This is a genomic window from Pseudomonas sp. AA-38 (genome assembly GCF_029457475.1).
Taxonomy (GTDB): domain Bacteria; phylum Pseudomonadota; class Gammaproteobacteria; order Pseudomonadales; family Pseudomonadaceae; genus Aquipseudomonas.
This window is the reverse complement of the sequence record NZ_CP120359.1, coordinates 1,077,100-1,097,808: the sequence shown is the minus strand read 5'-3', so window position 1 is coordinate 1,097,808 and position 20,709 is coordinate 1,077,100. Positions and strand designations below refer to the sequence as shown.

Below are 20,709 nucleotides of genomic sequence, written 5' to 3'. Positions count from 1 at the left end.
TGACCTCCGCAAGCTGCCTGCGGAGGCTATTTCCCACATTACAGACGCACCTCTCCTGCGCCCCCCAACAAATATCGGCGTGCCATCCACAGATTCGACAGAGCAAATAACGTCACCATCTGTACCGTGTTCTTCACCAAGCCACGAAACCGCACCTTGGTGTAACCAAACTGGCGCTTGATCACCCGGAACGGGTGCTCGACCTTCGAGCGTGTCTGCGCCTTAGCTTTCTCGAGGCGGCGGTATGCCTTGTACAGTGCGCTTTTCTTGCCGTGCTTTTCGTACGTGATGCGCCGAGCCGCGATCTGCCAGATTACCTGGCGCCCCTTATGCTCCTCGCGCTTCTCGACGCCCGTATAACCAGCGTCAGCCGCCACCATGTTCTCTTCGCCATGCAGCAGCTTGTCCACCTGGGTAACGTCCGCAACATTGGCGGCTGTGACATGGACGTGGTGCACCAACCCCGACTCCACATCGACCCCAATATGCGCCTTGGCACCGAAGTAGTACTGGTTGCCTTTCTTGGTCTGGTGCATTTCGGGGTCGCGTTTGCCTTCCCTGTTCTTGGTCGAACTGGGCGCATGGATCAGCGTGGCATCAACGATGGTGCCCTGGCGCAAGGACAGGCCTCGGTCGCCCAGGTAGCCATTGATGACACTGAGAATGCCGGCAGCCAGGTCATGCTTCTCCAGCAGTCGACGGAAATTGAGGATGGTCGTTTCGTCCGGTATACGCTCTAGGCTCAAGCTTGCGAATTGGCGCAGGATGGTCGTTTCATACAGCGCCTCCTCCATGGCTGGATCGCTGTAGCCGAACCAGTTTTGCATCAGGTGTACCCGCAGCATGGCCATCAACGGGTAGGCTGGCCGACCGCCTTCACCTTTGGGATAGTGTGGCTCGATCAGCGCTACCAGCCCCTTCCAGGGCACAACCTGATCCATCTCGATCAGGAACAGCTCCTTGCGGGTCTGCTTACGTTTACCGGCGTATTCGGCGTCAGCGAAGGTCATTTGCTTCATTGAGAAACTCGGGCAACGGGATTGGCCTATTTCACCAGAAACGGGAAGTCTTCTTCAGACTTTCCCTAACGTTTGACATGAGAGGCATGACCCGGCTTGCCGGGGCATGTCCTCTCGATGGAAGGGTTGGGCGTCACTTCTCGCTGGCAGCCAGCTTGGCCCCTAGCCCAGCAAACGCAGCCGTGAAGCCATAGCGCAGCCAGCGCTGCACCGAGGAAGACTCGACGACATGGCGACGAAACGCATGCGCCACGAAGCCGTAAAGCACGAAGACAGCGAATGTCATGGCCATAAACACCGCGCTGAGCGTGAGAAGCTGAAGCAGTGGCTGTGAAGCCCCAGGCTCAACAAACTGAGGCAAGAAAGCCAGGAAGAAGATGGTCAGTTTCGGGTTGAGGATATTCAGAAGGAATGCCTTGATCACGATGCTTGATTTGTCAGCCGGCTTGGCAGTGCCATCGACAGAGAAAGCCGACTTGTCTCGCCAAGTGGCATAGGCGACATAGAAGAGGTAGGCCACGCCCGCGTACTTGAGCACCTGGAAGGCCAAAGCGCTCGTATGCATGACGGCGGCCAAGCCAAGGATCGTGGCCGCCAGGTGCGGGACGATTCCGGCAGTGCAACCAAGGCTTGCATAGATGCTGGCCGCCCGGCCTTGAACGATGCCCGTGGAGACGGTGTAGATGACCCCGGTGCCGGGAATCAGTACAACGATCAGCAACGTGATGAGGAACTCAAGATTGATCATGCGGGCTCCTATGGTGTGGTGACCTGAAACTCTACAGTGACGCCCAACGTTTGGTTAAAGGGCGGGCTTTAGCCCGTCCCAGTGAGCGAAGCGAACGGTTTGAACCAGTTGTTAGAGGCCTACCCAAAGAATTCATGTTCAATTTTAAGTGATGAGCCAGATACTTTTAAAATAAAAGCTTTAACTATGCTTGCACTGCTGTTTGGTCTTTTGTAGTTCGCTTTGAAGATAAATAGTGAATTCTCATCATCACCATTCTGCAGTACTTCAATGTCGCAAAGGTATGCCCAAACATGCCTGGGCTCACTGCTAGATGAGCAGGGTCGATAATATGCGGACGGATTAGACCAATACTTGTCATGTATAGATCGTTTTTGGTCAAGGAATGGACTTAGATCATCGGAGCCGTAATCTTCGCGCTCCATGATTGCAGATTCTTTTTTCTCAACATTGAGCATCTCCTCAAAGTAGCTGTGTATGACTGAGCATACCGCCATTTCAATTTTATTATACATTTCTGGGAGGTTTTCGATTCGATGAATGAGGTTTAAAGCGTCACGAATTTCCATAAAAGCCTCTAAGGATGGTCTGAAATAGACCGACATTTCAGACCTGCTTCGGTCGCTACCGATTTTGAAAGAGGGCCATCTGATCAAAAAACGCTCAGATTGCCCGCTTATTTCTCCATTTCTGACCTCCGCAAGCTGCCTGCGGAGGCTATTTCCCACATTACAGACGCACCTCTCCTGCGCCCCCCAACAAATATCGGCGTGCCATCCACAGATTCGACAGAGCAAATAACGTCACCATCTGTACCGTGTTCTTCACCAAGCCACGAAACCGCACCTTGGTGTAACCAAACTGGCGCTTGATCACCCGGAACGGGTGCTCGACCTTCGAGCGTGTCTGCGCCTTAGGGAAGGTCTGAAATAGGCCGCTATTTCTGGCCGACTTCAGCCACTGCCGATTTTGAAAGAGTCCATCTGATCAGAAAATGCTCAGTTTGCCCGCTTGTTTCTCCGTTTCTGACCTCCGCACGCCGCCTGCGAGGCCATTTTCCACATTACAGACGCACCTCTCCTGCACCCACCAACAAATATCGGCGTGCCATCCACAGATTCGACAGAGCAAATAACGTCACCATCTGTACCGTGTTCTTCACCAAGCCACGAAACCGCACCTTGGTGTAACCAAACTGGCGCTTGATCACCCGGAACGGGTGCTCGACCTTCGAGCGTGTCTGCGCCTTAGCTTTCTCGAGGCGGCGGTATGCCTTGTACAGTGCGCTTTTCTTGCCGTGCTTTTCGTACGTGCTACGCCGAGCCGCGATCTGCCAGATTACCTGGCGCCCCTTATGCTCCTCGCGCTTCTCGACGCCCGTATAGCCAGCGTCAGCCGCCACCATGTTCTCTTCGCCATGCAGCAGCTTGTCCACCTGGGTGACGTCCGCAACATTGGCGGCTGTGACATGGACGTGGTGCACCAACCCCGACTCCACATCGACCCCAATATGCGCCTTGGCACCGAAGTAGTACTGGTTGCCTTTCTTGGTCTGGTGCATTTCGGGGTCGCGTTTGCCTTCCTGTTCTTGGTCGAACTGGGCGCATGGATCAGCGTGGCATCGACGATGGTGCCTTGACGCAAGGACAGGCCACGGTCGCCCAGGTAGCCATTGATGACACCGAGAATGCCGGCAGCCAGGTCATGCTTCTCCAGCAGTCGACGGAAATTGAGGATGGTCGTTTCGTCCGGGATACGCTCCAGGCTCAAGCTTGCGAATTGGCGCAGGATGGTCGTTTCATACAGGGCCTCTTCCATTGCAGGATCGCTGTAGCCAAACCAGTTCTGCATCAGGTGTACCCGCAGCATGGCCATCAAAGGGTAGGCCGGCCGACCGCCTTCACCTTTGGGATAATGCGGCTCGATCAGTGCCACCAACCCCTTCCAGGGCACAACCTGATCCATCTCGATCAGGAACAGCTCCTTGCGGGTCTGCTTACGTTTACCGGCGTATTCGGCGTCAGCGAAGGTCATCTGCTTCATTGAGAAACTCGGGCAACGGGATTGGCCTATTTCACCAGAAACGGGAAGTCTTCTTCAGACTTTCCTTAGCTTTCTCGAGGCGGCGGTATGCCTTGTACAGTGCGCTTTTCTTGCCGTGCTTTTCGTACGTGATGCGCCGAGCCGCGATCTGCCAGATTACCTGGCGCCCCTTATGCTCCTCGCGCTTCTCGACGCCCGTATAACCAGCGTCAGCCGCCACCATGTTCTCTTCGCCATGCAGCAGCTTGTCCACCTGGGTAACGTCCGCAACATTGGCGGCTGTGACATGGACGTGGTGCACCAACCCCGACTCCACATCGACCCCAATATGCGCCTTGGCACCGAAGTAGTACTGGTTGCCTTTCTTGGTCTGGTGCATTTCGGGGTCGCGTTTGCCTTCCTGTTCTTGGTCGAACTGGGCGCATGGATCAGCGTGGCATCAACGATGGTGCCCTGGCGCAAGGACAGGCCTCGGTCGCCCAGGTAGCCATTGATGACACTGAGAATGCCGGCAGCCAGGTCATGCTTCTCCAGCAGTCGACGGAAATTGAGGATGGTCGTTTCGTCCGGTATACGCTCTAGGCTCAAGCTTGCGAATTGGCGCAGGATGGTCGTTTCATACAGCGCCTCCTCCATGGCTGGATCGCTGTAGCCGAACCAGTTTTGCATCAGGTGTACCCGCAGCATGGCCATCAACGGGTAGGCTGGCCGACCGCCTTCACCTTTGGGATAGTGTGGCTCGATCAGCGCTACCAGCCCCTTCCAGGGCACAACCTGATCCATCTCGATCAGGAACAGCTCCTTGCGGGTCTGCTTACGTTTACCGGCGTATTCGGCGTCAGCGAAGGTCATTTGCTTCATTGAGAAACTCGGGCAACGGGATTGGCCTATTTCACCAGAAACGGGAAGTCTTCTTCAGACTTTCCCTAACGAAGCTGTAGAAAAACCCAGGAAACACCAACCGCGTCAAGCCCCGTGCAGCCTTTTTGAAAGGGCCAGTCGAGTATCGAAAGAGGTGTGCTCCGGAGCTGTTTAGGTTGTTTGTTCCGGCTCATGGCCGCTATCGAGCGACTGTATCGCCCTACGGCTGGTCTATGAGTGCGCGGGTTCATGCCCAGACTCCGCGATTGGCCAGCTTTTCGATGTTATGGGTCATGCAGTAGAGCTTCCACTGACCATCGACCCGCTCGCGTCCGCGCAGACTAAAACGATTCAGGCGTTTGTTGTGGCGCAAGTTGCCGAATACCGGCTCCACGGTGGCAAAGCGGCGGGTGATCATCTCGCGTCCGATGTCGCTGTCGATGCGTTGGCGCATTCGCGTCAGACCGTTCTCCTGCTCCTTTTTCGGCAGAAAGAACGCGACCTGGCGTGCCGCAGTTTTCTCCGGCGTGCGCAGACACTGCTTGCGTTGCTGGCAACTCAGGCAATCGCGCAGGGCACCCTTGAACTTGATCATCGCCTGGCCCTTGATCAGACAATGACTGCCGTTGCCATATAGCTGCTTGCCCGCCGGGCAGATACAGATCCTCTGTTGCGGATCGAAGTGGAAGTCGGCCGGTGTGTAGCAGTGGCTGCTGATGCGTTTCGGCCCCTTGTCCCAGAGCGGGTCGGGCTTGGCAGTATGGTGCTGCTGCCCGGCATAGCGCTCATCCCGTTTGCGATAACCGTTATCGGGGATATAAGCAGATATGCCTGCCATTTCCAGGCTCTCGAGTGCCTGGCGACTGTGATAGCCGGCGTCGGCGGTGTAGTGAGTATCGGCACCGCGCAGCGAGCATGTGGCTTCGATGACAGGTTCGAGTAGCGCCTGTTCCGAACCGGTGCCGTGGGCCTGGGCATCGACGATGATCTGCGCCTTTTCGTCCACTGCAGCGACTCCGGTATAGCCCTGGATCACCCCCTTGCTGGTGGCCATCTTGGCCGACTCGTTGTCGGTGCGGTTGGAGAGGTTTACTCGCCCTTTGGCTCCCTTGCGATCTTCGGGGTTTTCATTGAGCCATGCACGCAACTGACGGGCATCAGCCTGCAGACGCTCGAGCCTGCGGGCAGCGCGCTGCGCCTCGTCTTCGGGCTGCTTGTCGCACTGACGCTGGCGCTCAATCATCGTCTGCGCCGCCTTCTCCATCTTCTCGGCCTGGCGGATAAAATCGGCGCGGGTGCCGCTGCGGGACTTGCTGGCATTGCTCGGCAGCTTGACCCCATCGATGGCAAACATCTCTCGCCCGATCAGCCCCTGCTTGTCACAGACAGCGAGCACCTGGGCAAACAGCTTGGCGGCCAGATCACCCATGCTGGAAACGAAATGGGCCAGGGTGGTGAAGTGCGGCTGGCTGTCGCCGGAGATGGCCATGAACAGAACATGATCACGGCACGCCGCTTCCATCTGACGGCTGCTGATAATGCCGCGGCTGTAGGCCAACAGAACGATCTTGAGCAGCACCGCCGGATCATAGGCGGGGGCACCTTCGACACTGTTGCGGTAGCGGGCGTGGAAGTCGGAGAGGTCGAGTTCGTGATCGACCAGATAGCAAAGCGCATGCTCGAAAGTACCGGGCAGCAGTTGCTTGTCGAAATCGATGGGTAGGAGCTTGAGCCCCTTGTGTACGTCCTTGAACCGCGGCATCGCCCGCGTCTCCCTGCAATTGAATGAGTTGGAGATTATCAGCCTGTGGACTGGGCGGCAGCAGGTTTTTCTACAGCCTCAACGTTTGGTTAAGGGGCGGGCTTTAGCCCGTCCCAGTGAGCGAAGCGAGCGATTTTAACCACTTGTTAGGGTTTCCCACCATTTTCGTGAGGAAAGGCTGATGCTGGTTTGGTACTCAGCGCCATAAGCCGCTTGAATAGCTTTTCTTCGGCATCAAGCCCTGCTTGCATTTGCTGCTTTTCAAAGAAGGCAGCTAAGTAACCACATCCGGCGTAAAGAACTGCAATGAGGATTTCCTCTAACTGCCGAACCGTCCCAACGATGAAGGCCTCTGTGGTGTGTTCTCCTTTGAGGTGGGCTGAATAAAAGAAGCTCGCGCCAAAGGGTGAGCCATGAATGACCTCTGACGAGAGTGAATAGATCAGCCCATATGCCGCGAGTAGCCGCGATCCAGCCTTGCGCCCTGCAAGTTCACCTACCCGCCTGATACGACTTGGCATATCTAGGGAAAGTCTGAAGAAGACCTCCCGTTTCTGGTGAAATAGGCCAATCCCGTTGCCCGAGTTTCTCAATGAAGCAAATGACTTTCGCCGACGCCGAATACGCCGGTAAACGTAAGCAGACCCGCAAGGAGCTGTTCCTGATCGAGATGGATCAGGTTGTGCCCTGGAAGGGGTTGGTGGCACTGATCGAGCCGCATTATCCCAAAGGTGAAGGCGGTCGGCCGGCCTACCCGTTGATGGCTATGCTGCGGGTACACCTGATGCAGAACTGGTTCGGCTACAGCGATCCTGCAATGGAAGAGGCCCTGTATGAAACGACCATTCTGCGCCAATTCGCAGGCTTGAGCCTGGAGCGTATCCCGGACGAAACGACCATCCTCAATTTCCGTCGACTGCTGGAGAAGCATGACCTGGCTGTCGGCATTCTCGGTGTCATCAATGGCTACCTGGGCGACCGTGGCCTGTCCTTGCGTCAAGGCACCATCGTCGATGCCACGCTGATTCATGCACCCAGTTCGACCAAGAACAAGGAAGGCAAACGCGATCCCGACATGCACCAGACCAAGAAAGGCAACCAGTACTACTTCGGTGCCAAGGCACATATCGGGGTCGATGTGGAGTCGGGGTTGGTGCACCACATCCATGTCACAGCCGCCAATGTTGCGGACGTCACCCAGGTGGACAAGCTGCTGCATGGCGAAGAGAACATGGTGGCGGCTGACGCCGGTTATACGGGCGTCGAGAAGCGCGAGGAGCATGAGGGGCGCCAGGTCATCTGGCAGATCGCGGCTCGGCGCAGCACGTACGAAAAGCACGGCAAGAAAAGTGCACTGTACAAGGCATACCGCAGCCTCGAGAAAGCCAAAGCGCAGACCCGCTCGAAGGTTGAGCACCCGTTCCGGGTGATCAAACGCCAGTTTGGTTACACCAAGGTGCGGTTTCGTGGCTTGGCGAAGAACACCGTCCAGATGGTGACGTTATTCGCTCTGTCGAACCTGTGGATGGCACGCCGATATTTGTTGGTGGGTGCAGGAGAGGTGCGTCTGTAATGTGGAAAATGGCCTCCGCAGGTTGATTGCGGAGGTCAGAAACGGAGAAACAAGCGGGTTATCTGAGCATTTTCGATCAGATGGACTCTTTCAAAATCGGCAGTGGCCGAAGTCGGCCAGAAATAGCGGCCTATTTCAGACCTTCCCTAGGTTAGTCCAGCTTCCGTTTCCTTTGCCTGTAAACTCGGGAAATTTAGATGCAAGTGTTGATACTGGGTCAGGGTCTGTGCGGACTTCAATCGAGTATTCGCCACTTCCGAATTTCCGATTGTGTTGCCGCCATGCGGCGAATTCGATGTACCTAACAGCTCGGTCTGCAACCGCATTTGACTCCGCTAGGAGGTAGCTTGCATTTACGAAAGACTCGACTGCTGATCGTGCGATTGGATAGGCGTCGCGAACAGGAATTCCGCGTTGTTTGGCAATGTGTAAAAGGGACTCGACAGACTGTCCTGCCCCCATTGCTAGTAATGTGCTTGTGCGTCGTTGTGCGTCCGGGAGGCTACAAGTCAGGGTTTCGCCTTCATATGTGGTGGAGCCTTGGGATGCGACGAAGAGTGCAAGGCGCAAGAACTCTTGCTGATGCATTGCCAAGCCTCGCAAAGCATCCAGCAGTGGTAACTCCTCGTCTGCGGACATAAGTTGTTTTCCCTAACAGTGATTAGATGGAAGGCGGTATTAACGCGATAGTAGAGCCTTCCATCTAACTCCGCACCATCGTCATGTCTGCCCTAGAAAAAATACTTTCAAATCATGGGATTACCAGCCAGCCTCTGAAGCCTGGACGTATTCGCTTGACTTCCTCTTTTTGCTCCACCATTACAACTGTACAAAAACACAGCCATGGAACACTCCAACAAACCTCGCTTGCAAGAGCAGCACCGTAGGATGGGTAGAGCAACGCGAAACCCATCGAATCTCCCCTGGGTTTCGCTGCGCTCTACCCAGGCTACGGGCTTTGGCCATAAGCGCTCGTCCTCGTCGTTATTGCCCCTGCACAGCCTCCAACACCTGCCGATACAACCCCTGCAAACGCTGAGCATCCTCTGCCTCCAGTGCCTCCTGCTGCAGGCGACGGGCGAAGACGTCTTCCACGCTCAGCTCATCCAGCGTTTCCCGTGCTTCGCTGGCCAGGCTGGCTGCCGCGTTGCCGCGCTCGCGGCGGATGCGTAGCACTTCGACGGGGTGCCCTTCGCACAGGGCGTTGATGTGGCTTTGCAGGTCGCTCAGGTAATCGTCGCTGCTCACTTGCACTTCCAGCCACACAGGCCGTTCGGGCGTGCCCTGTTTGGCGACCTCGACGATGGCATCGGTCAGTTCCTTGAGCGAGCCGCGCAGGCTGGCCATGGGTTGGAACACCGGTACGGGCAGTGGCGTGATCGATTGCAAGGCAGCAGTGCCGAACTCCAGCAGCAGCACTTCCTTCTGCTGGCGTGCTTCATCGAAGGACAGGGCAATGGGTGAGCCGCTGTAGCGGATATACTCCAGGCCGCCGACCTTCTGCGGGCGGTGGATATGCCCGAGGGCAATGTAGTCGGCTGGGGGGAAGGCGCTGGTGGGGAAGGCCTCCAGGCTGCCGACGTAGATTTCCCGTACCGATTCGCTGGCGCTGGCGCCGACGGTGGTGAGGTGGCCGGTGGCGATGATCGGCAGCGCCTGGCCCAGTTCCTCGCGCTTGCGCAGCGCCAGCTCGTGCAGCGCCCGGTAGTGCTCGGCAATGGCCTGCTGCAGCGATTGCTGTTTGTCCTGCGCGCTCTGCCCGGCCTGGCTTGCCAGCACGTCACGTGGGCGGATAAAGGGAATGGCGCAGAGGATGGCACCCGGCTGGCCGGCGCGGTCACTCAGCACCAGCACCTGTTCGCCCAGATTGATGCCCACGCCCGGCACCACTCGGGTGCCCAGTTGTGCCAGCAGGCTGCGGCTCTCGCCGAGCATAGCCGGTGAATCGTGGTTGCCGCCGAGCACCACCAGAGCACAGCCGGCGTCGCGCAGCTCGACGACCAGACGGTAATACTGCTCTCGGGCGTAGCTGGGCGGCGCGCCGGTGTCGAATACGTCGCCAGCGATCAGCAGCACGTCCACTTCATGTACCCGTACCTGTTCCAGCAACCAGGCGCAAAAGGCCTGGTGCTCGGCCTGGCGGGTCTTGCCCATGAAGTGCTGGCCCAGGTGCCAGTCGGAGCTGTGCAGGACGCGCAGGGTCATAGCGGCCACTCCTGCACGACGATATGGGTCTTGACCCGCTGCATCTGCGGGAAGGCTTCGATGGCCGCGCGTACTTCGCTCAGGCGCGCCATACTTGGCGCCTCCACCAGCACCAGCATGTCGGTCTCGCCGCTGATGCCGCTGCAGTGGCGGATTTCCGGGTATTCGCGCATGCGCTCAACGTAATCCTGGCAACGGGCGTTCTGGTAGAAAAGCTCGAGGAAGGCCTTGACCCCGCCCTCGCCCGGCACTGCGACCTGGGCGTGATAACCACGAATCACTCCGCTCTGCTCCAGGTGGCGAATGCGCTCGCTGACCGCCGAGCGGGAAAGGTTGACCTCACGGGCGATCTGGCTGACGGAGGTGCGCGCGTCGCTGCGCAGCAGGGCGAGGATCTGGCGATCGAACTTGTCCACGGAGGTGTTTCTCGGGCGGCAATCAGGTTGACGGGAAGAACCGCCATTTCGTCGGTGAAAGGCGACGGCCTGCACTCGGGCGGCGCCTTACCATAGCGGCTTCTGCAAAGGCGAGAGCATACCCCATGAGTCGACTGAACAAGGAATTGGGCCTGCTGCAGGGCGTCGCCCTGCTCAGCACCTCGCTGCTCGGCACTGGCATCTTCGTGGTGCCGGCCCTGGCGGCCACGGCGGCAGGCGAGGCGTCGCTATGGGCCTGGATGATCCTCATTGCTCTGGTGCTGCCGGTGGCCTTCACCTTCGCCCAGTTGGGCAGGCGCTTCCCCCATGCCGGTGGCGCACCGCACCTGATCGGCCGCGCCTTTGGTCTGCGCATGGAGGGCGTCAGCGCCCTGCTGTTCCTTGCCGTGCTGCCCGTCGGTCTGCCCGCTGCGCTGCATATCGCCAGTGGCTTCTGGCTGGCGCTGTTCGACCTCGACCGTGTCGGGCTGCTGGCCATCGAACTGGCCACCTTGGCCGCGATCCTCCTGCTCGGCCAGCGCCCGCCGAAGGCCTCTGGCCTGCTGCAGGGGCTGATCGCCGTGGCCATCGTCGCCAGCGTGGCGCTGATCTGGTGGATGGGTGATCTGCCCCATGCCGACCAACCGCTATTGCCCGCCATGGACGGCCAGTGGCATGTGCTGCCAGCGGCGCTGGGGGTGATGTTCTGGTGCTTCGTCGGCATCGAGGCCTTCACTCACCTGGGCGAGGAATTCAAACACCCGGAACGGGACTTCCCTCTGGCACTGTTGCTCGGCGTGCTGCTGGCCGGCCTGGTGTACTGGGCCTGTTCGGTGGCGGTGCTGAGTTTTGCCACCTACGGTGACGTGCACAGCGACACCACCGCCCTGCCGCGTCTGTTCGAGCAACTGCTGGGCGAGCAGGCGCGCGTGCTGGTGACGGTGCTGGGCTACCTGGCCTGTTTCGCTTCGATGAACGTGTATATCCAGGGCTTCGCCCGGCTGATCTGGAGCCTGGCCGATGAAGGTCGCCTGCCCGCCACGCTGGCCGTGCGCAACCGCCAGGGCGTGCCCGGCAAGGCGCTGCGGCTGGTGGTGGTCAGTTGCGCGCTGTGCGCCGTGCTCTCGGCCACCTTGCAGTTGTCGGTGGATGACCTGATCCGCTACGCCAACGGCAACTTCGTGCTGATCTATTTGCTCAGCATGGCCGCCGGCTGGGTGTTGTTGCGCGGCATCTGGCGCCTGCTGGCCGGGCTCAGTGCGCTGCTCTGTGCAGCGGTGCTGGCGATGCTTGGCAGCGATGCGCTGTACGCCGTGGGCCTGCTAGGCGCCTTGCTGCTGATCGACCATCTGCGCGCCAGGCACAAGGCGCTGGCGTAGGGTGGATCACGCTTCACCGATCCACCGTGCGGATGACCTCGGGGCGCATGGGGTTCTATCCTTAGGCTGAATTCGCCGAAAGGAAGCCTCATGCGCCGCGTACTCAATGACCTGAAAATCATGATCCTGGCCAACCTGTGGATAGTCCCGGTGGTGGCCGGCCTGGTCTGGGCGCTGTTCCAGTTCGTCGCGCCGCCACCGCCGATGAGCGCCAGCATGGCCACCGGCGCCCAGGGCGGCGCCTATCAGCAGTTCGCCGAGCGCCTCAAGGAAGAACTGGCCAAGGAAGGCTTCGAGCTGAAGCTGGTGCCCACCTCCGGCTCGCGTGACAACCTGCAACGCCTGCTGGCCAAGGATCCCGAGGTGCAGATCGCCCTGGTACAGAGCGGCCTGGAGCGTCAGTTGGCGCCCGACGCGCAGCACCAGTTGCAGAGCCTGGGAGCGATCTATCAGGAGCCCTTGTGGTTGTTCTACCGCCGCGCTGTCAGCCTGGATCGTATCGCCGATCTGCTGCCGCTGCGCCTCGGCCTGGGTGGCGCAGGCAGCGGCACCCGTGCGGCTAGCGACGCCATTCTCGGCGCCAACGCCATCCTTCCCGAGCAATATCCCGACACCTGGCAGAGCCTCGGCGGCGGCAAGGCCGCTCGTGCGCTGATGGCCGGCGAGCTGGACGCCGCCTTCTTCGTCGGCCCGGCGGAAAACGCCCTGGTGCAGCAACTGGCAGCCAACCCGGATATTGCCCTGGCGCACTTTCGCCGCGCCGCCGCCTACGAGGCGCGCCTGCCCTTCTTCAATCAGGTGAAGGTCGGCGAAGGCCTGCTCGACCTGGCCAGCAATGCGCCGGATCGCGATATCGTCACCCTGGCCCCGGTGGCCACCCTGGTGGTCAACGACGACTTCAACCCCGGCCTGGTGCCGCTGTTTCTCGATGCCAGCCGCGAGGTGATGAAGAACGGCACCCTGCTCGACGCCGCCGGCACCTTCCCCAGCGCCGAGCCACGTACCTTCGAGCTGCACAAGGATGCCGAGCATTACTACACCAAGGGCCTGCCGATCCTGCAGCGCTACCTGCCGTTTCGCATCGCCTCGCTGGCCGACCGCTACATCATCCTGTTGATCCCGCTGATCGTGGTGATGATCCCGCTGTTCAAGGCCGTCGGGCCGATCTACCAGTGGCGCATCCGCGCACGCATCTACCGCTGGTACAAGTACCTGCGCGAGATCGACCGCAAGCTGCACGCCGGCTCCCTGCCGGACGAACTGGACAGCGAGATCGAACGCCTGGAGCAGATGGAGGACGAGCTGGCCACGGTGGATGTACCGCTGTCGTACTCCAACCAGCTCTACGAGCTGCACTTGCACGTGCGCTACGTGATCGAGCGGCTGCGGGTGTTGCAGAAACGTCGGCAGCCGTAGGGTGGACATCGCTTTTCATGTCCACCGATGGGCAGGTTCTGATGCCGAAGCGGTGGATGAAAAAAGCGTCATCCACCCTACGGCACTGACCGCAGCTAGTTTCGGGCAAGCGACCATGAAAAAGCCCGCGAATCGATCGCGGGCTTTCTTTCCCAGCACGGCAAACGACGCTATTTGACCCAGTGCTTGCCCCAATGGGTGATGTCGTAGGCCTGGACGCTACGCTTGAGCATGCGCGAGTCCTGGGCAGCGGCGATCTCGTCATCGACGATCTTGGTGGACAGCGCCAGCCAACTGGCGACGAATGCCATGGCATCGCCGTTGACCTCCAGCGCACGCAGATCGAGGTTGTTCAGGTTATCGCAGGCTTCGTGATAGCACGGATCGAAGGCCTCGCCCGCAGTGCCGCCATAACGGCTGGCCTGCGCTTCGGACTTGACCACCTCGGCCCCGGTGAACAGCCCGCCGAAGGCGATGCCATCGGTAAAGAACTGCGCATAGTCGGAACGGAAGCTGATCTCGTCGCCCTCGAACGGCAGACCGCGCAGGCGGTAATACTCGCCGAACAGACGCTCGATCGCCGCCGAGCCGGGCGGGCCCTGCAGACCGAAGTCCGAACCGTCGCCGTCATAGACGAAATAGGCGAAGTTCGGTGAGGCGATCATGTCGAAGTTCAGATACGCCTTGATCTTCGCCTTTTCCTCATCGGGCAACTGGTTGACATAGTAGGTCGAACCCACCAACCCCGACTCCTCGGCGCCCCACCAGGCGAAACGCAGCTTGTTCTTCGGCTTGGCCTTGGCCATCTGCACGGCCAGCTCCAGCAGCGCAGCGCTGCCCGAGCCGTTGTCGTTGATGCCGGCCCCCTCGGCCACCGAATCCAGATGCGCGCCCAGCATCACCACGTTGCCCGCGTTGCCGCGCTTGCTCTCGGCCACCAGGTTGTAGGTCTGGGTTCGCTCGCGCAACACGTTGGTGACCATGCGCACCTGCTGCTCGGCCGTCTGCGCCAGGCTCACGCCCACGTCATAGGTGCTGAACAGCACCGGAATGCCGCCGGAATAGGCGTCACCCAGGGTGGCGCTGAGCAGACCCTTGCGCTCCTCGTTGTCGCCCTGGTTGAAAATCACCACGCCAACGGCACCGGCGGCGGCGGCGTTCTCGGCCTTGATCTGGAAGTTGCAGGTACCGCGCTGCAGCAGGGCGATGGAGCCAGCCGGGAAGCCGGCGAAATCCTCTGCCTCGCAGCCACTGCTGGACTGGTTGCCCTCGCCCAGGGCGATGTCCACCGCCACCACGGGTGCGCTGACGTCGCCGGCATCGGTCTGCGACAGGTAGGTGAAGTCCACCTCCCACTCGAACTGCGCCGGGGTCGGCGCCAGGCTCTGCAGCACGCCGGGGCCCTGGGGGTAGAACGCGCTGAATGGGAAGGCCTGGCGGCTGACCTGGTAGCCGGCGCTTTCCAGCGTCGCCTGCACATAGTCGAGCGAGCGCTGGTAACCGGGCAGGCCAGCAGCACGGTTGCCGCCGTTGGCCAGGGCGATGTCATTGAACATCTGCAGGTGGGTCATGCTGTTGGCCGCCTGCATGCAGCGCGGCAACAACAGCGGCGTTGCACTGAGCACACCCGAGCGACACTCCGCCGCCCCGGGCCGGGTCGGGCTCCAGAACTGATCGAACAGCTCGGTGACATCGGGCCCCTTGGCCGCAGTGGCCTGCCCGGAAATTGCCGCCAGCAAGGCGGCACCCAGTAGACGGCGATTATGGGTCTTGTTGCGCATGTAATCCTCCAATCCATATCTGGAGATCGAGAAAGGCGGCAACGCTTGTGGCGCCACCGCGGTGCGTCCCTTTACTGCGTCGCGTGGACGTGAAAGACGCTAGCCCGAGTTACGCCATCACGCGAATCCAAAACCGTATTTTTTGCAGAAAATAGAGATCTATCACTGCAGATGACGGCAATTAGCCAGCAAAGATTCACCCAGCCCTAGCGCCCCCCGGCATCTCGTGCCGATGTCAGGTAGACTTCGCCCATACCGCTGCAGCCGCGGCGCGAGCACTCACTCGCCCGGCCATGCCGCCAACCCCATCGCGAACCCGCCAAAGACCGAAGACCCCATGCCGATCCGTCACTGCATCGTCCACCTGATCGACAAGAAGCCCGACGGCAGCCCTGCCGTGCTGCACGCCCGCGACAGCGAGCTGGCCACCTCGCAAGCCATGGAAAACCTGCTGGCCGATCTCAACGAGAGCTACAACGCCAAGCAGGGCAAGGCCTGGGGTCTGTTCCACGAGGAGTCCGGCGCCTACCCCTTCAGCGGCTGGCTCAAGGCCTACCTCGATAACGAGCAGGACTTCACCGCCTTCAGCCGCCAGGCCGTGGAACACCTGCAAAAGCTGATGGAAGAATCCAACCTGTCCACCGGCGGCCATGTGCTCTTCGCCCACTACCAGCAGGGCATGACCGACTACCTGGCCATCGCCCTGCTGCACCACAGCGAGGGCGTGGCGGTGACCGACGCGCTGGACGTGACTCCGGCCAAGCATCTCGACCTCGGCCAACTGCACCTGGCCGCACGCATCAACATCAGCGAGTGGCAGAACAACAAGCAGTCCAAGCAGTACATCTCCTTCATCAAGGGCAAGAACGGCAAGAAGGTCTCGGACTACTTCCGCGACTTCATCGGCTGCCAGGAAGGGGTCGACGGCCCGGGCGAGACCCGTACTCTGCTCAAGGCCTTCAGCGATTTCGTGGAGAGCGAGGATCTACCCGAGGAGCAGGCCCGCGAGAAGACCAAGACCCTGGTCGGCTACGCCAGTAGCCAGGCCAAGATGGGCGAACCCATCACCCTGGAAGAACTCTCCGGGCTGATCGACGAGGAACGCCCCAAGGCCTTCTACGAACACATCCGCAACAAGGATTACGGCATGGCCCCGGAATTTCCGGCGGACAAACGTACCCTGAGCCAGTTCCAGCGCTTCACCGGTCGCGCCGAAGGTCTGTCGATCAGTTTCGAGGCGCACCTGCTGGGCTCGAAGATCGAGTACGACGAGGGCCGCGACATGCTGATCATTCGCCAGTTGCCGACCCAGTTGAAGGATCAGCTCAAGCGTCGTCAGGACTGACATGGATACGCGCCTGGCGGACGAGTGGCTCGATGCTTGCCTCTGCCAGCCAGATGCCCCGCTGGCCGGCGACCCCGCGCGTACCTTCGGCCTCGACAAGCATGCAGCCAAGGCGCGCCTGGCGCGGCTCAAACCCTGGCTGCAGGAGCAACAGCGGCGCCTCTGGGCCAACCGGCGCCAGGCCCTGTTGCTGGTGCTACAGGGGCCGGATTGCAGTGGCAAGGACAGTGTCATCAGCCATGTGGTCAGCGCCTTCGATCCACAGGGCGTCGCGGTGCACGGTTTTCAGGCCCCCACGGCCCAGGAACGCCAGCAGCATTTCCTGCAGCGCTATCGCCAGCGCCTGCCGGCAGCAGGCATGCTCGGCGTGTTCAACCGCAGCCACTACGAGGCGCTGATCTGCGATCCGCTCGATGGTCTGTGCAGTGAGGAAGAACTGCCGGCGCGCCTGGCCGAATTGAGAGCATTCGAGGATCAGTTGCCTGCCCGTTCCATCGTCATGCTCAAGTGCTATCTGCAGATCGACCGGGCCGAACAATACCGGCGCCTGGTCGAGCGTCTGGAGCAGCCGGAAAAGCGCTGGAAGCTCAAGATCAGCGACCTGCGCACCCATCGCCAGTTCGACGAACGCAAGCTACGCTGGAGCAGGCTATTGAGTGCCAGCCATAAGGCCGACGCCCCCTGGTATGTAATCCCCGCGCACAAGCGCTGGCTACGCGATCTGCTGGTCGCCAGCCTGCTGGCACGTGAACTGGAAAGACTCCACCTGAACTGGCCGGATCGCCCGGCCCCCTTCAGCCTGGCCGAACTGCAAGCCGCTTCGGCGCACAAGGATCCCATACGATGAAGAAGATTCTGCTGATCCTCGCCGCCCTGGCCCTGTGGCAGAACTGGGGCAAGCTCGACCGCTGGCTGAACCCGCCGCAGGCCGGCAATGCCAGTGGCGAGATCGTGCTCTATGCCACCAGTTGGTGCGGCTACTGCGCCAAGACTCGCGAGCTGCTGCAGGGTGACGGCATCGCCTACCGCGAGGTGGACATCGAGAAGGACGCCATCGGCCGGCGGCAGTACGATGCCATCGGCGGCCGCGGCATTCCGGTGCTCGACATGCGCGGCCAGATCATTCAGGGCTACGACCCGACGGCCATTCGCGCCGCCTACTGATCTCAGTTCAGCGAGCCACCCTCGCGCCGCCACTGCCGTGGGCTGACGCCGAACCAGCGGCGGAAGGCGCGCGAGAAGGCACTGGTTTCCGAATAGCCGAGCAGCGGCGCCAGGTGCGAGATGGGCAATTGCGGTTGACGCAAGTAACGGTTGGCCAGTTCGCGGCGCACGTTGTCCACCAGTTGCGAGAAGCTCAGACCCTGCTCGCGCAGGCGCCGCTGCAGCGACCAACTGGCCATGCCCAGCATTTCCGCAACGTCCTCCAGCGCTGGCTCGCCATACAGCAGGCGCTGGCGGATCTGCTCGCGCACGTCGTTGACCATGTCGCGTTCACCGCGCCCGCACAGAGCGCTGATCTGGTTCAGCGAGTCCTGCATCACCATCAACAGCACCGGGTCGCTGTCCGGCATGGCGCGGTCGAGGCCGCGCTTGGGAATCAGCAGGGAATTGCACGGCTGCTCGAAGTACACCGGCGCATCGAACACCTTACAGTGCTCGTGCCAGTGTTCCGGACGTGGGTGCTCGAAGTGCACCGCACGCGGCGCCCACTGCGAACCGAGTACATGGCGCACCAGATTGAGGGCCATGCCCAGGGTCAACTCGGCGTCCTGGCGACGGCTGAGGATGGCACCGTGGCGCACCTGATAGTCGAAGCGGTAGCACTCGCCCTCGTCGACCAGGCGGATCAGGCTGTTGCGCTGGTGCAACGGGAAGGCGCGGGAGAAGTTGATCAGCGCCTGCTCCAGGGTCGCCGAGCACAAGCCGATATAGCCCAGCAGGCCGAGCGCCTGGGGCTTGAACTGCTGGCCATAGTACAAACCGAAATTGTCGCAGCCGGACTGGTGCGCGGCCTCTTCCAGCACCTGACAGTAATTGGGCAGCGCCAGGCTCAGGGTCGGGTGGCGCAGGCACTCGGGGTCAATGCCGGATATGCCGAGGATACGATCCGGATCACCACCATGCTTCTCGATGAAACCGCACAGGCCGCTCGCCGCCGCGGCCAGCACCCCCGCATTGGCCGGAGCGCCGGACAGAAGCGAGGCACCGAGCGCACCCCCGGCCTGAGAGAGAAAGGAACTCATCAGGTCCTCCTTCGTGACAGTGCGTTTGCGAAAGCAAGAAACACGCCCGCACAGTCATGCAGCGCGCAGTCCACTCTCCGGGGCCTCTGCGCTCCAGCAGCGAGCACCGCCGTCAACGAGTGAGTCATTTTGAAACATGCGCACCAGAACGATGCGAGCGACTTGACCCATTACGACACAACCGACGCACGGCTCCAGCAAGTTGACTTTGCACGACAGCGTGTCGCTCCCTCGGTCAAGTTGCGCTGATGAAATCGGCTCATGATCGACCCAGGCTGAACGTCAGCTCACCTGCTACGTACAACTACAACAACATCGTTTCGGAGAACGCTCATGATTTACGCCAAACCCGGTACCCCAGGTGCCGTCGTCACCCTCAAGCCGCGCTACGGCAACTACATCGGCGGCGAGTTCGTGGCCCCGCTCAGCGGCCAGTACTTCACCAATACCAGCCCGGTCGACGCTTCGGTGATCGGTGAATTCCCCCGTTCCAATGCCGCCGACGTCGACAAGGCACTGGACGCCGCCCATGCCGCCGCCGATGCCTGGGGCCGTACCAGCGTGCAGGAGCGTTCGCACATCCTGCTGAAGATCGCCGACCGCATCGAAGCCAACCTCGAACTGCTGGCCGTGGCCGAAACCTGGGACAACGGCAAGGCCGTGCGCGAAACCCTCAATGCCGACGTGCCACTGGCTGCCGATCACTTCCGTTACTTCGCCGGCTGCATCCGCGCTCAGGAAGGCAGCACCGCCGAGATCAACGACGGCACCGTGGCCTATCATTTCCACGAGCCGCTGGGCGTGGTCGGGCAGATCATCCCGTGGAACTTCCCGCTGCTGATGGCCGCCTGGAAACTCGCGCCGGCCCTGGCCGCCGGCAACGCCATCGTGCTCAAGCCGGCCGAGCAGACGCCGCTGTCCATCACCCTGCTGGTGGAAATCATCGGCGACCTGCTGCCGCCGGGCGTGCTCAATATCGTCCAGGGCTTCGGCCGCGAGGCCGGTGAAGCGCTGGCCACCAGCAAGCGCATCGCCAAGATCGCCTTCACCGGCTCCACCCCGGTGGGCTCGCACATCATGAAATGCGCGGCCGAGAACATCATCCCGTCCACTGTCGAGCTGGGCGGCAAATCGCCAAACATCTTCTTCGCCGACATCATGAACGCCGAGCCGGCCTTCATCGAGAAAGCCGCCGAAGGTCTGGTGCTGGGCTTCTTCAACCAGGGCGAGGTGTGCACCTGCCCGTCGCGCGCCCTGGTGCAGGAGTCGATCTATGACGCCTTCATGGTCGAGGTGATGAAGAAGGTCAAGCAGATCAAGCGTGGCAACCCGCTGGACACCGAGACCATGGTCGGCGCCCAGGCTTCGCAGCAGCAGTTCGACAAGATCCTCAGCTACCTGGAGATCGCCCAGCAGGAAGGCGCGCAGGTGCTGACCGGCGGCGCGGCGGAAAAACTCGAAGGCGACCTGGCCAGCGGTTATTACATCCAGCCCACACTGCTCAAGGGCACCAACCAGATGCGCGTGTTCCAGGAAGAGATCTTCGGCCCGGTGATCGGCGTGACCACCTTCAAGGACGAAGCCGAAGCCCTGGCGATTGCCAACGACACCGAGTTCGGCCTGGGTGCCGGCGTATGGAGCCGCGACATGAACGTCACCTACCGCATGGGCCGTGCGATCAAGGCTGGCCGTGTGTGGACCAACTGCTACCACCTGTACCCGGCGCATGCTGCCTTCGGCGGCTACAAGAAGTCCGGGGTCGGGCGTGAAACCCACAAGATGATGCTCGACCACTACCAGCAGACCAAGAACCTGCTGGTCAGCTACGACATCAACCCGCTGGGGTTCTTCTGATCTGCCATTCCCCTGACAACAGCACCTCGCGGCCTGGCCGCGAGGTGTGAAGGAGTTTTCC

16 protein-coding genes and 3 pseudogenes are annotated in these 20,709 nt (G+C 60.7%); 7 read left to right on the top strand and 12 right to left on the bottom strand.

Annotated elements, in window-relative coordinates:
- Positions 1-38 precede the first annotated feature (38 nt).
- The 8 genes and pseudogenes from PVE35_RS05060 to PVE35_RS05025 all read right to left on the bottom strand — a co-directional run bounded on the left by PVE35_RS05060 (position 39) and on the right by PVE35_RS05025 (position 6,954).
- A complete protein-coding gene (locus PVE35_RS05060; protein WP_277373992.1) occupies positions 39-1,019 on the bottom strand; it encodes an IS5 family transposase in 981 nt (326 codons plus the stop codon).
- A gap of 133 nt (positions 1,020-1,152) precedes the next feature.
- Positions 1,153-1,767 carry a LysE family translocator gene (locus PVE35_RS05055; protein ID WP_277373991.1) on the bottom strand — a complete coding sequence of 205 codons (615 nt, stop codon included), beginning with the start codon at positions 1,765-1,767 and terminating at the stop codon, positions 1,153-1,155.
- A gap of 119 nt (positions 1,768-1,886) precedes the next feature.
- On the bottom strand, positions 1,887-2,372 hold the full coding sequence (locus PVE35_RS05050) for a hypothetical protein (RefSeq protein WP_277373990.1): 486 nt from the start codon (positions 2,370-2,372) through the stop codon (positions 1,887-1,889).
- A gap of 124 nt (positions 2,373-2,496) precedes the next feature.
- A pseudogene (locus tag PVE35_RS05045) lies at positions 2,497-2,682 on the bottom strand (transposase); the annotation flags it as partial.
- A 148-nt stretch (positions 2,683-2,830) separates the two neighbouring features.
- Positions 2,831-3,810, bottom strand: a pseudogene (locus tag PVE35_RS05040) (IS5 family transposase).
- A gap of 52 nt (positions 3,811-3,862) precedes the next feature.
- Positions 3,863-4,671, bottom strand: a pseudogene (locus PVE35_RS05035) (IS5 family transposase); the annotation flags it as partial.
- Positions 4,672-4,918: 247 nt separating this feature from the next.
- Complete coding sequence (locus tag PVE35_RS05030) at positions 4,919-6,433, bottom strand: IS1182 family transposase (protein ID WP_277373989.1); 1,515 nt, start codon at positions 6,431-6,433, stop codon at positions 4,919-4,921.
- Between the two features lie 146 nt (positions 6,434-6,579).
- The gene (locus PVE35_RS05025; protein WP_277373988.1) at positions 6,580-6,954 is read right to left on the bottom strand and encodes a hypothetical protein; all 375 of its coding nucleotides are present in this window, start codon (positions 6,952-6,954) and stop codon (positions 6,580-6,582) included.
- Between the two features lie 71 nt (positions 6,955-7,025).
- On the opposite strand from PVE35_RS05025, the gene PVE35_RS05020 reads away from it, so the two are divergent.
- A complete protein-coding gene (locus PVE35_RS05020; RefSeq protein ID WP_277373914.1) occupies positions 7,026-8,006 on the top strand; it encodes an IS5 family transposase in 981 nt (326 codons plus the stop codon).
- A 984-nt stretch (positions 8,007-8,990) separates the two neighbouring features.
- On the opposite strand, the gene sbcD is transcribed toward PVE35_RS05020, so the two are convergent.
- Together sbcD and PVE35_RS05010 are read right to left on the bottom strand one after the other, a co-directional pair.
- Positions 8,991-10,211, bottom strand: a complete 1,221-nt coding sequence (sbcD, locus tag PVE35_RS05015; RefSeq protein ID WP_277373987.1) for an exonuclease subunit SbcD — start codon at positions 10,209-10,211, stop codon at positions 8,991-8,993.
- Positions 10,208-10,627 carry an Lrp/AsnC family transcriptional regulator gene (locus PVE35_RS05010; protein ID WP_268181742.1) on the bottom strand — a complete coding sequence of 140 codons (420 nt, stop codon included), beginning with the start codon at positions 10,625-10,627 and terminating at the stop codon, positions 10,208-10,210. The genes sbcD and PVE35_RS05010 overlap by 4 nt, the downstream gene beginning before the upstream one ends.
- Positions 10,628-10,752: 125 nt before the next feature.
- Here PVE35_RS05010 and yjeH point away from each other — a divergent pair, with 125 nt between their 5' ends.
- Entirely contained in the window at positions 10,753-12,006 is a 1,254-nt protein-coding gene (yjeH, locus tag PVE35_RS05005) for an L-methionine/branched-chain amino acid transporter (protein ID WP_277373986.1), read from the top strand.
- 90 nt (positions 12,007-12,096) lie between these two features.
- The gene (locus PVE35_RS05000; RefSeq protein ID WP_277373985.1) at positions 12,097-13,422 is read left to right on the top strand and encodes a TAXI family TRAP transporter solute-binding subunit; all 1,326 of its coding nucleotides are present in this window, start codon (positions 12,097-12,099) and stop codon (positions 13,420-13,422) included.
- A 170-nt stretch (positions 13,423-13,592) separates the two neighbouring features.
- Here the strand turns inward: PVE35_RS05000 and PVE35_RS04995 are convergent, their stop codons facing one another.
- A complete protein-coding gene (locus tag PVE35_RS04995; RefSeq protein ID WP_277373984.1) occupies positions 13,593-15,203 on the bottom strand; it encodes a M28 family metallopeptidase in 1,611 nt (536 codons plus the stop codon).
- Positions 15,204-15,540: 337 nt separating this feature from the next.
- Between PVE35_RS04995 and yejK the strand changes: the two genes are divergently transcribed.
- Genes yejK through PVE35_RS04980 form a run of 3 tightly spaced genes read left to right on the top strand, consistent with a single transcriptional unit; the run spans position 15,541 to position 17,712 of the window.
- On the top strand, positions 15,541-16,548 hold the full coding sequence (gene yejK, locus PVE35_RS04990) for a nucleoid-associated protein YejK (protein ID WP_268181735.1): 1,008 nt from the start codon (positions 15,541-15,543) through the stop codon (positions 16,546-16,548).
- 1 nt (position 16,549) lies between these two features.
- Positions 16,550-17,395, top strand: a complete 846-nt coding sequence (locus PVE35_RS04985) for a hypothetical protein (protein ID WP_268181733.1) — start codon at positions 16,550-16,552, stop codon at positions 17,393-17,395.
- Positions 17,392-17,712 (top strand): glutaredoxin family protein, encoded by a 321-nt coding sequence (locus tag PVE35_RS04980; RefSeq protein WP_268181732.1) that lies wholly within the window; start codon positions 17,392-17,394, stop codon positions 17,710-17,712. Before PVE35_RS04985 ends, PVE35_RS04980 begins: the two co-directional genes overlap by 4 nt.
- Positions 17,713-17,714: 2 nt before the next feature.
- Here PVE35_RS04980 and PVE35_RS04975 read toward each other — a convergent pair whose 3' ends face one another.
- Positions 17,715-18,794 carry an AraC family transcriptional regulator gene (locus PVE35_RS04975; RefSeq protein WP_277373983.1) on the bottom strand — a complete coding sequence of 360 codons (1,080 nt, stop codon included), beginning with the start codon at positions 18,792-18,794 and terminating at the stop codon, positions 17,715-17,717.
- Positions 18,795-19,127: 333 nt separating this feature from the next.
- Between PVE35_RS04975 and PVE35_RS04970 the strand changes: the two genes are divergently transcribed.
- The gene (locus PVE35_RS04970; RefSeq protein ID WP_277373982.1) at positions 19,128-20,648 is read left to right on the top strand and encodes an aldehyde dehydrogenase family protein; all 1,521 of its coding nucleotides are present in this window, start codon (positions 19,128-19,130) and stop codon (positions 20,646-20,648) included.
- Positions 20,649-20,709: the final 61 nt, after the last annotated feature.

Excerpts from the sequence above, each read along its gene's own strand:
- sbcD (WP_277373987.1), bottom strand. The coding sequence starts at position 10,211 with ATGACCCTGCGCGTCCTGCACAGCTCCGACTGGCACCTGGGCCAGCAC.
- PVE35_RS04985 (WP_268181733.1), top strand. The coding sequence starts at position 16,550 with ATGGATACGCGCCTGGCGGACGAGTGGCTCGATGCTTGCCTCTGCCAG.
- PVE35_RS05000 (WP_277373985.1), top strand. The coding sequence starts at position 12,097 with ATGCGCCGCGTACTCAATGACCTGAAAATCATGATCCTGGCCAACCTG.
- PVE35_RS05030 (WP_277373989.1), bottom strand. The coding sequence starts at position 6,433 with ATGCCGCGGTTCAAGGACGTACACAAGGGGCTCAAGCTCCTACCCATC.
- PVE35_RS05020 (WP_277373914.1), top strand. The coding sequence starts at position 7,026 with ATGAAGCAAATGACTTTCGCCGACGCCGAATACGCCGGTAAACGTAAG.
- PVE35_RS05060 (WP_277373992.1), bottom strand. The coding sequence starts at position 1,019 with ATGAAGCAAATGACCTTCGCTGACGCCGAATACGCCGGTAAACGTAAG.
- PVE35_RS05055 (WP_277373991.1), bottom strand. The coding sequence starts at position 1,767 with ATGATCAATCTTGAGTTCCTCATCACGTTGCTGATCGTTGTACTGATT.
- yejK (WP_268181735.1), top strand. The coding sequence starts at position 15,541 with ATGCCGATCCGTCACTGCATCGTCCACCTGATCGACAAGAAGCCCGAC.
- PVE35_RS05050 (WP_277373990.1), bottom strand. The coding sequence starts at position 2,372 with ATGTCGGTCTATTTCAGACCATCCTTAGAGGCTTTTATGGAAATTCGT.
- PVE35_RS04980 (WP_268181732.1), top strand. The coding sequence starts at position 17,392 with ATGAAGAAGATTCTGCTGATCCTCGCCGCCCTGGCCCTGTGGCAGAAC.
- PVE35_RS04970 (WP_277373982.1), top strand. The coding sequence starts at position 19,128 with ATGATTTACGCCAAACCCGGTACCCCAGGTGCCGTCGTCACCCTCAAG.
- PVE35_RS05025 (WP_277373988.1), bottom strand. The coding sequence starts at position 6,954 with ATGCCAAGTCGTATCAGGCGGGTAGGTGAACTTGCAGGGCGCAAGGCT.
- yjeH (WP_277373986.1), top strand. The coding sequence starts at position 10,753 with ATGAGTCGACTGAACAAGGAATTGGGCCTGCTGCAGGGCGTCGCCCTG.
- PVE35_RS04975 (WP_277373983.1), bottom strand. The coding sequence starts at position 18,794 with ATGAGTTCCTTTCTCTCTCAGGCCGGGGGTGCGCTCGGTGCCTCGCTT.
- PVE35_RS04995 (WP_277373984.1), bottom strand. The coding sequence starts at position 15,203 with ATGCGCAACAAGACCCATAATCGCCGTCTACTGGGTGCCGCCTTGCTG.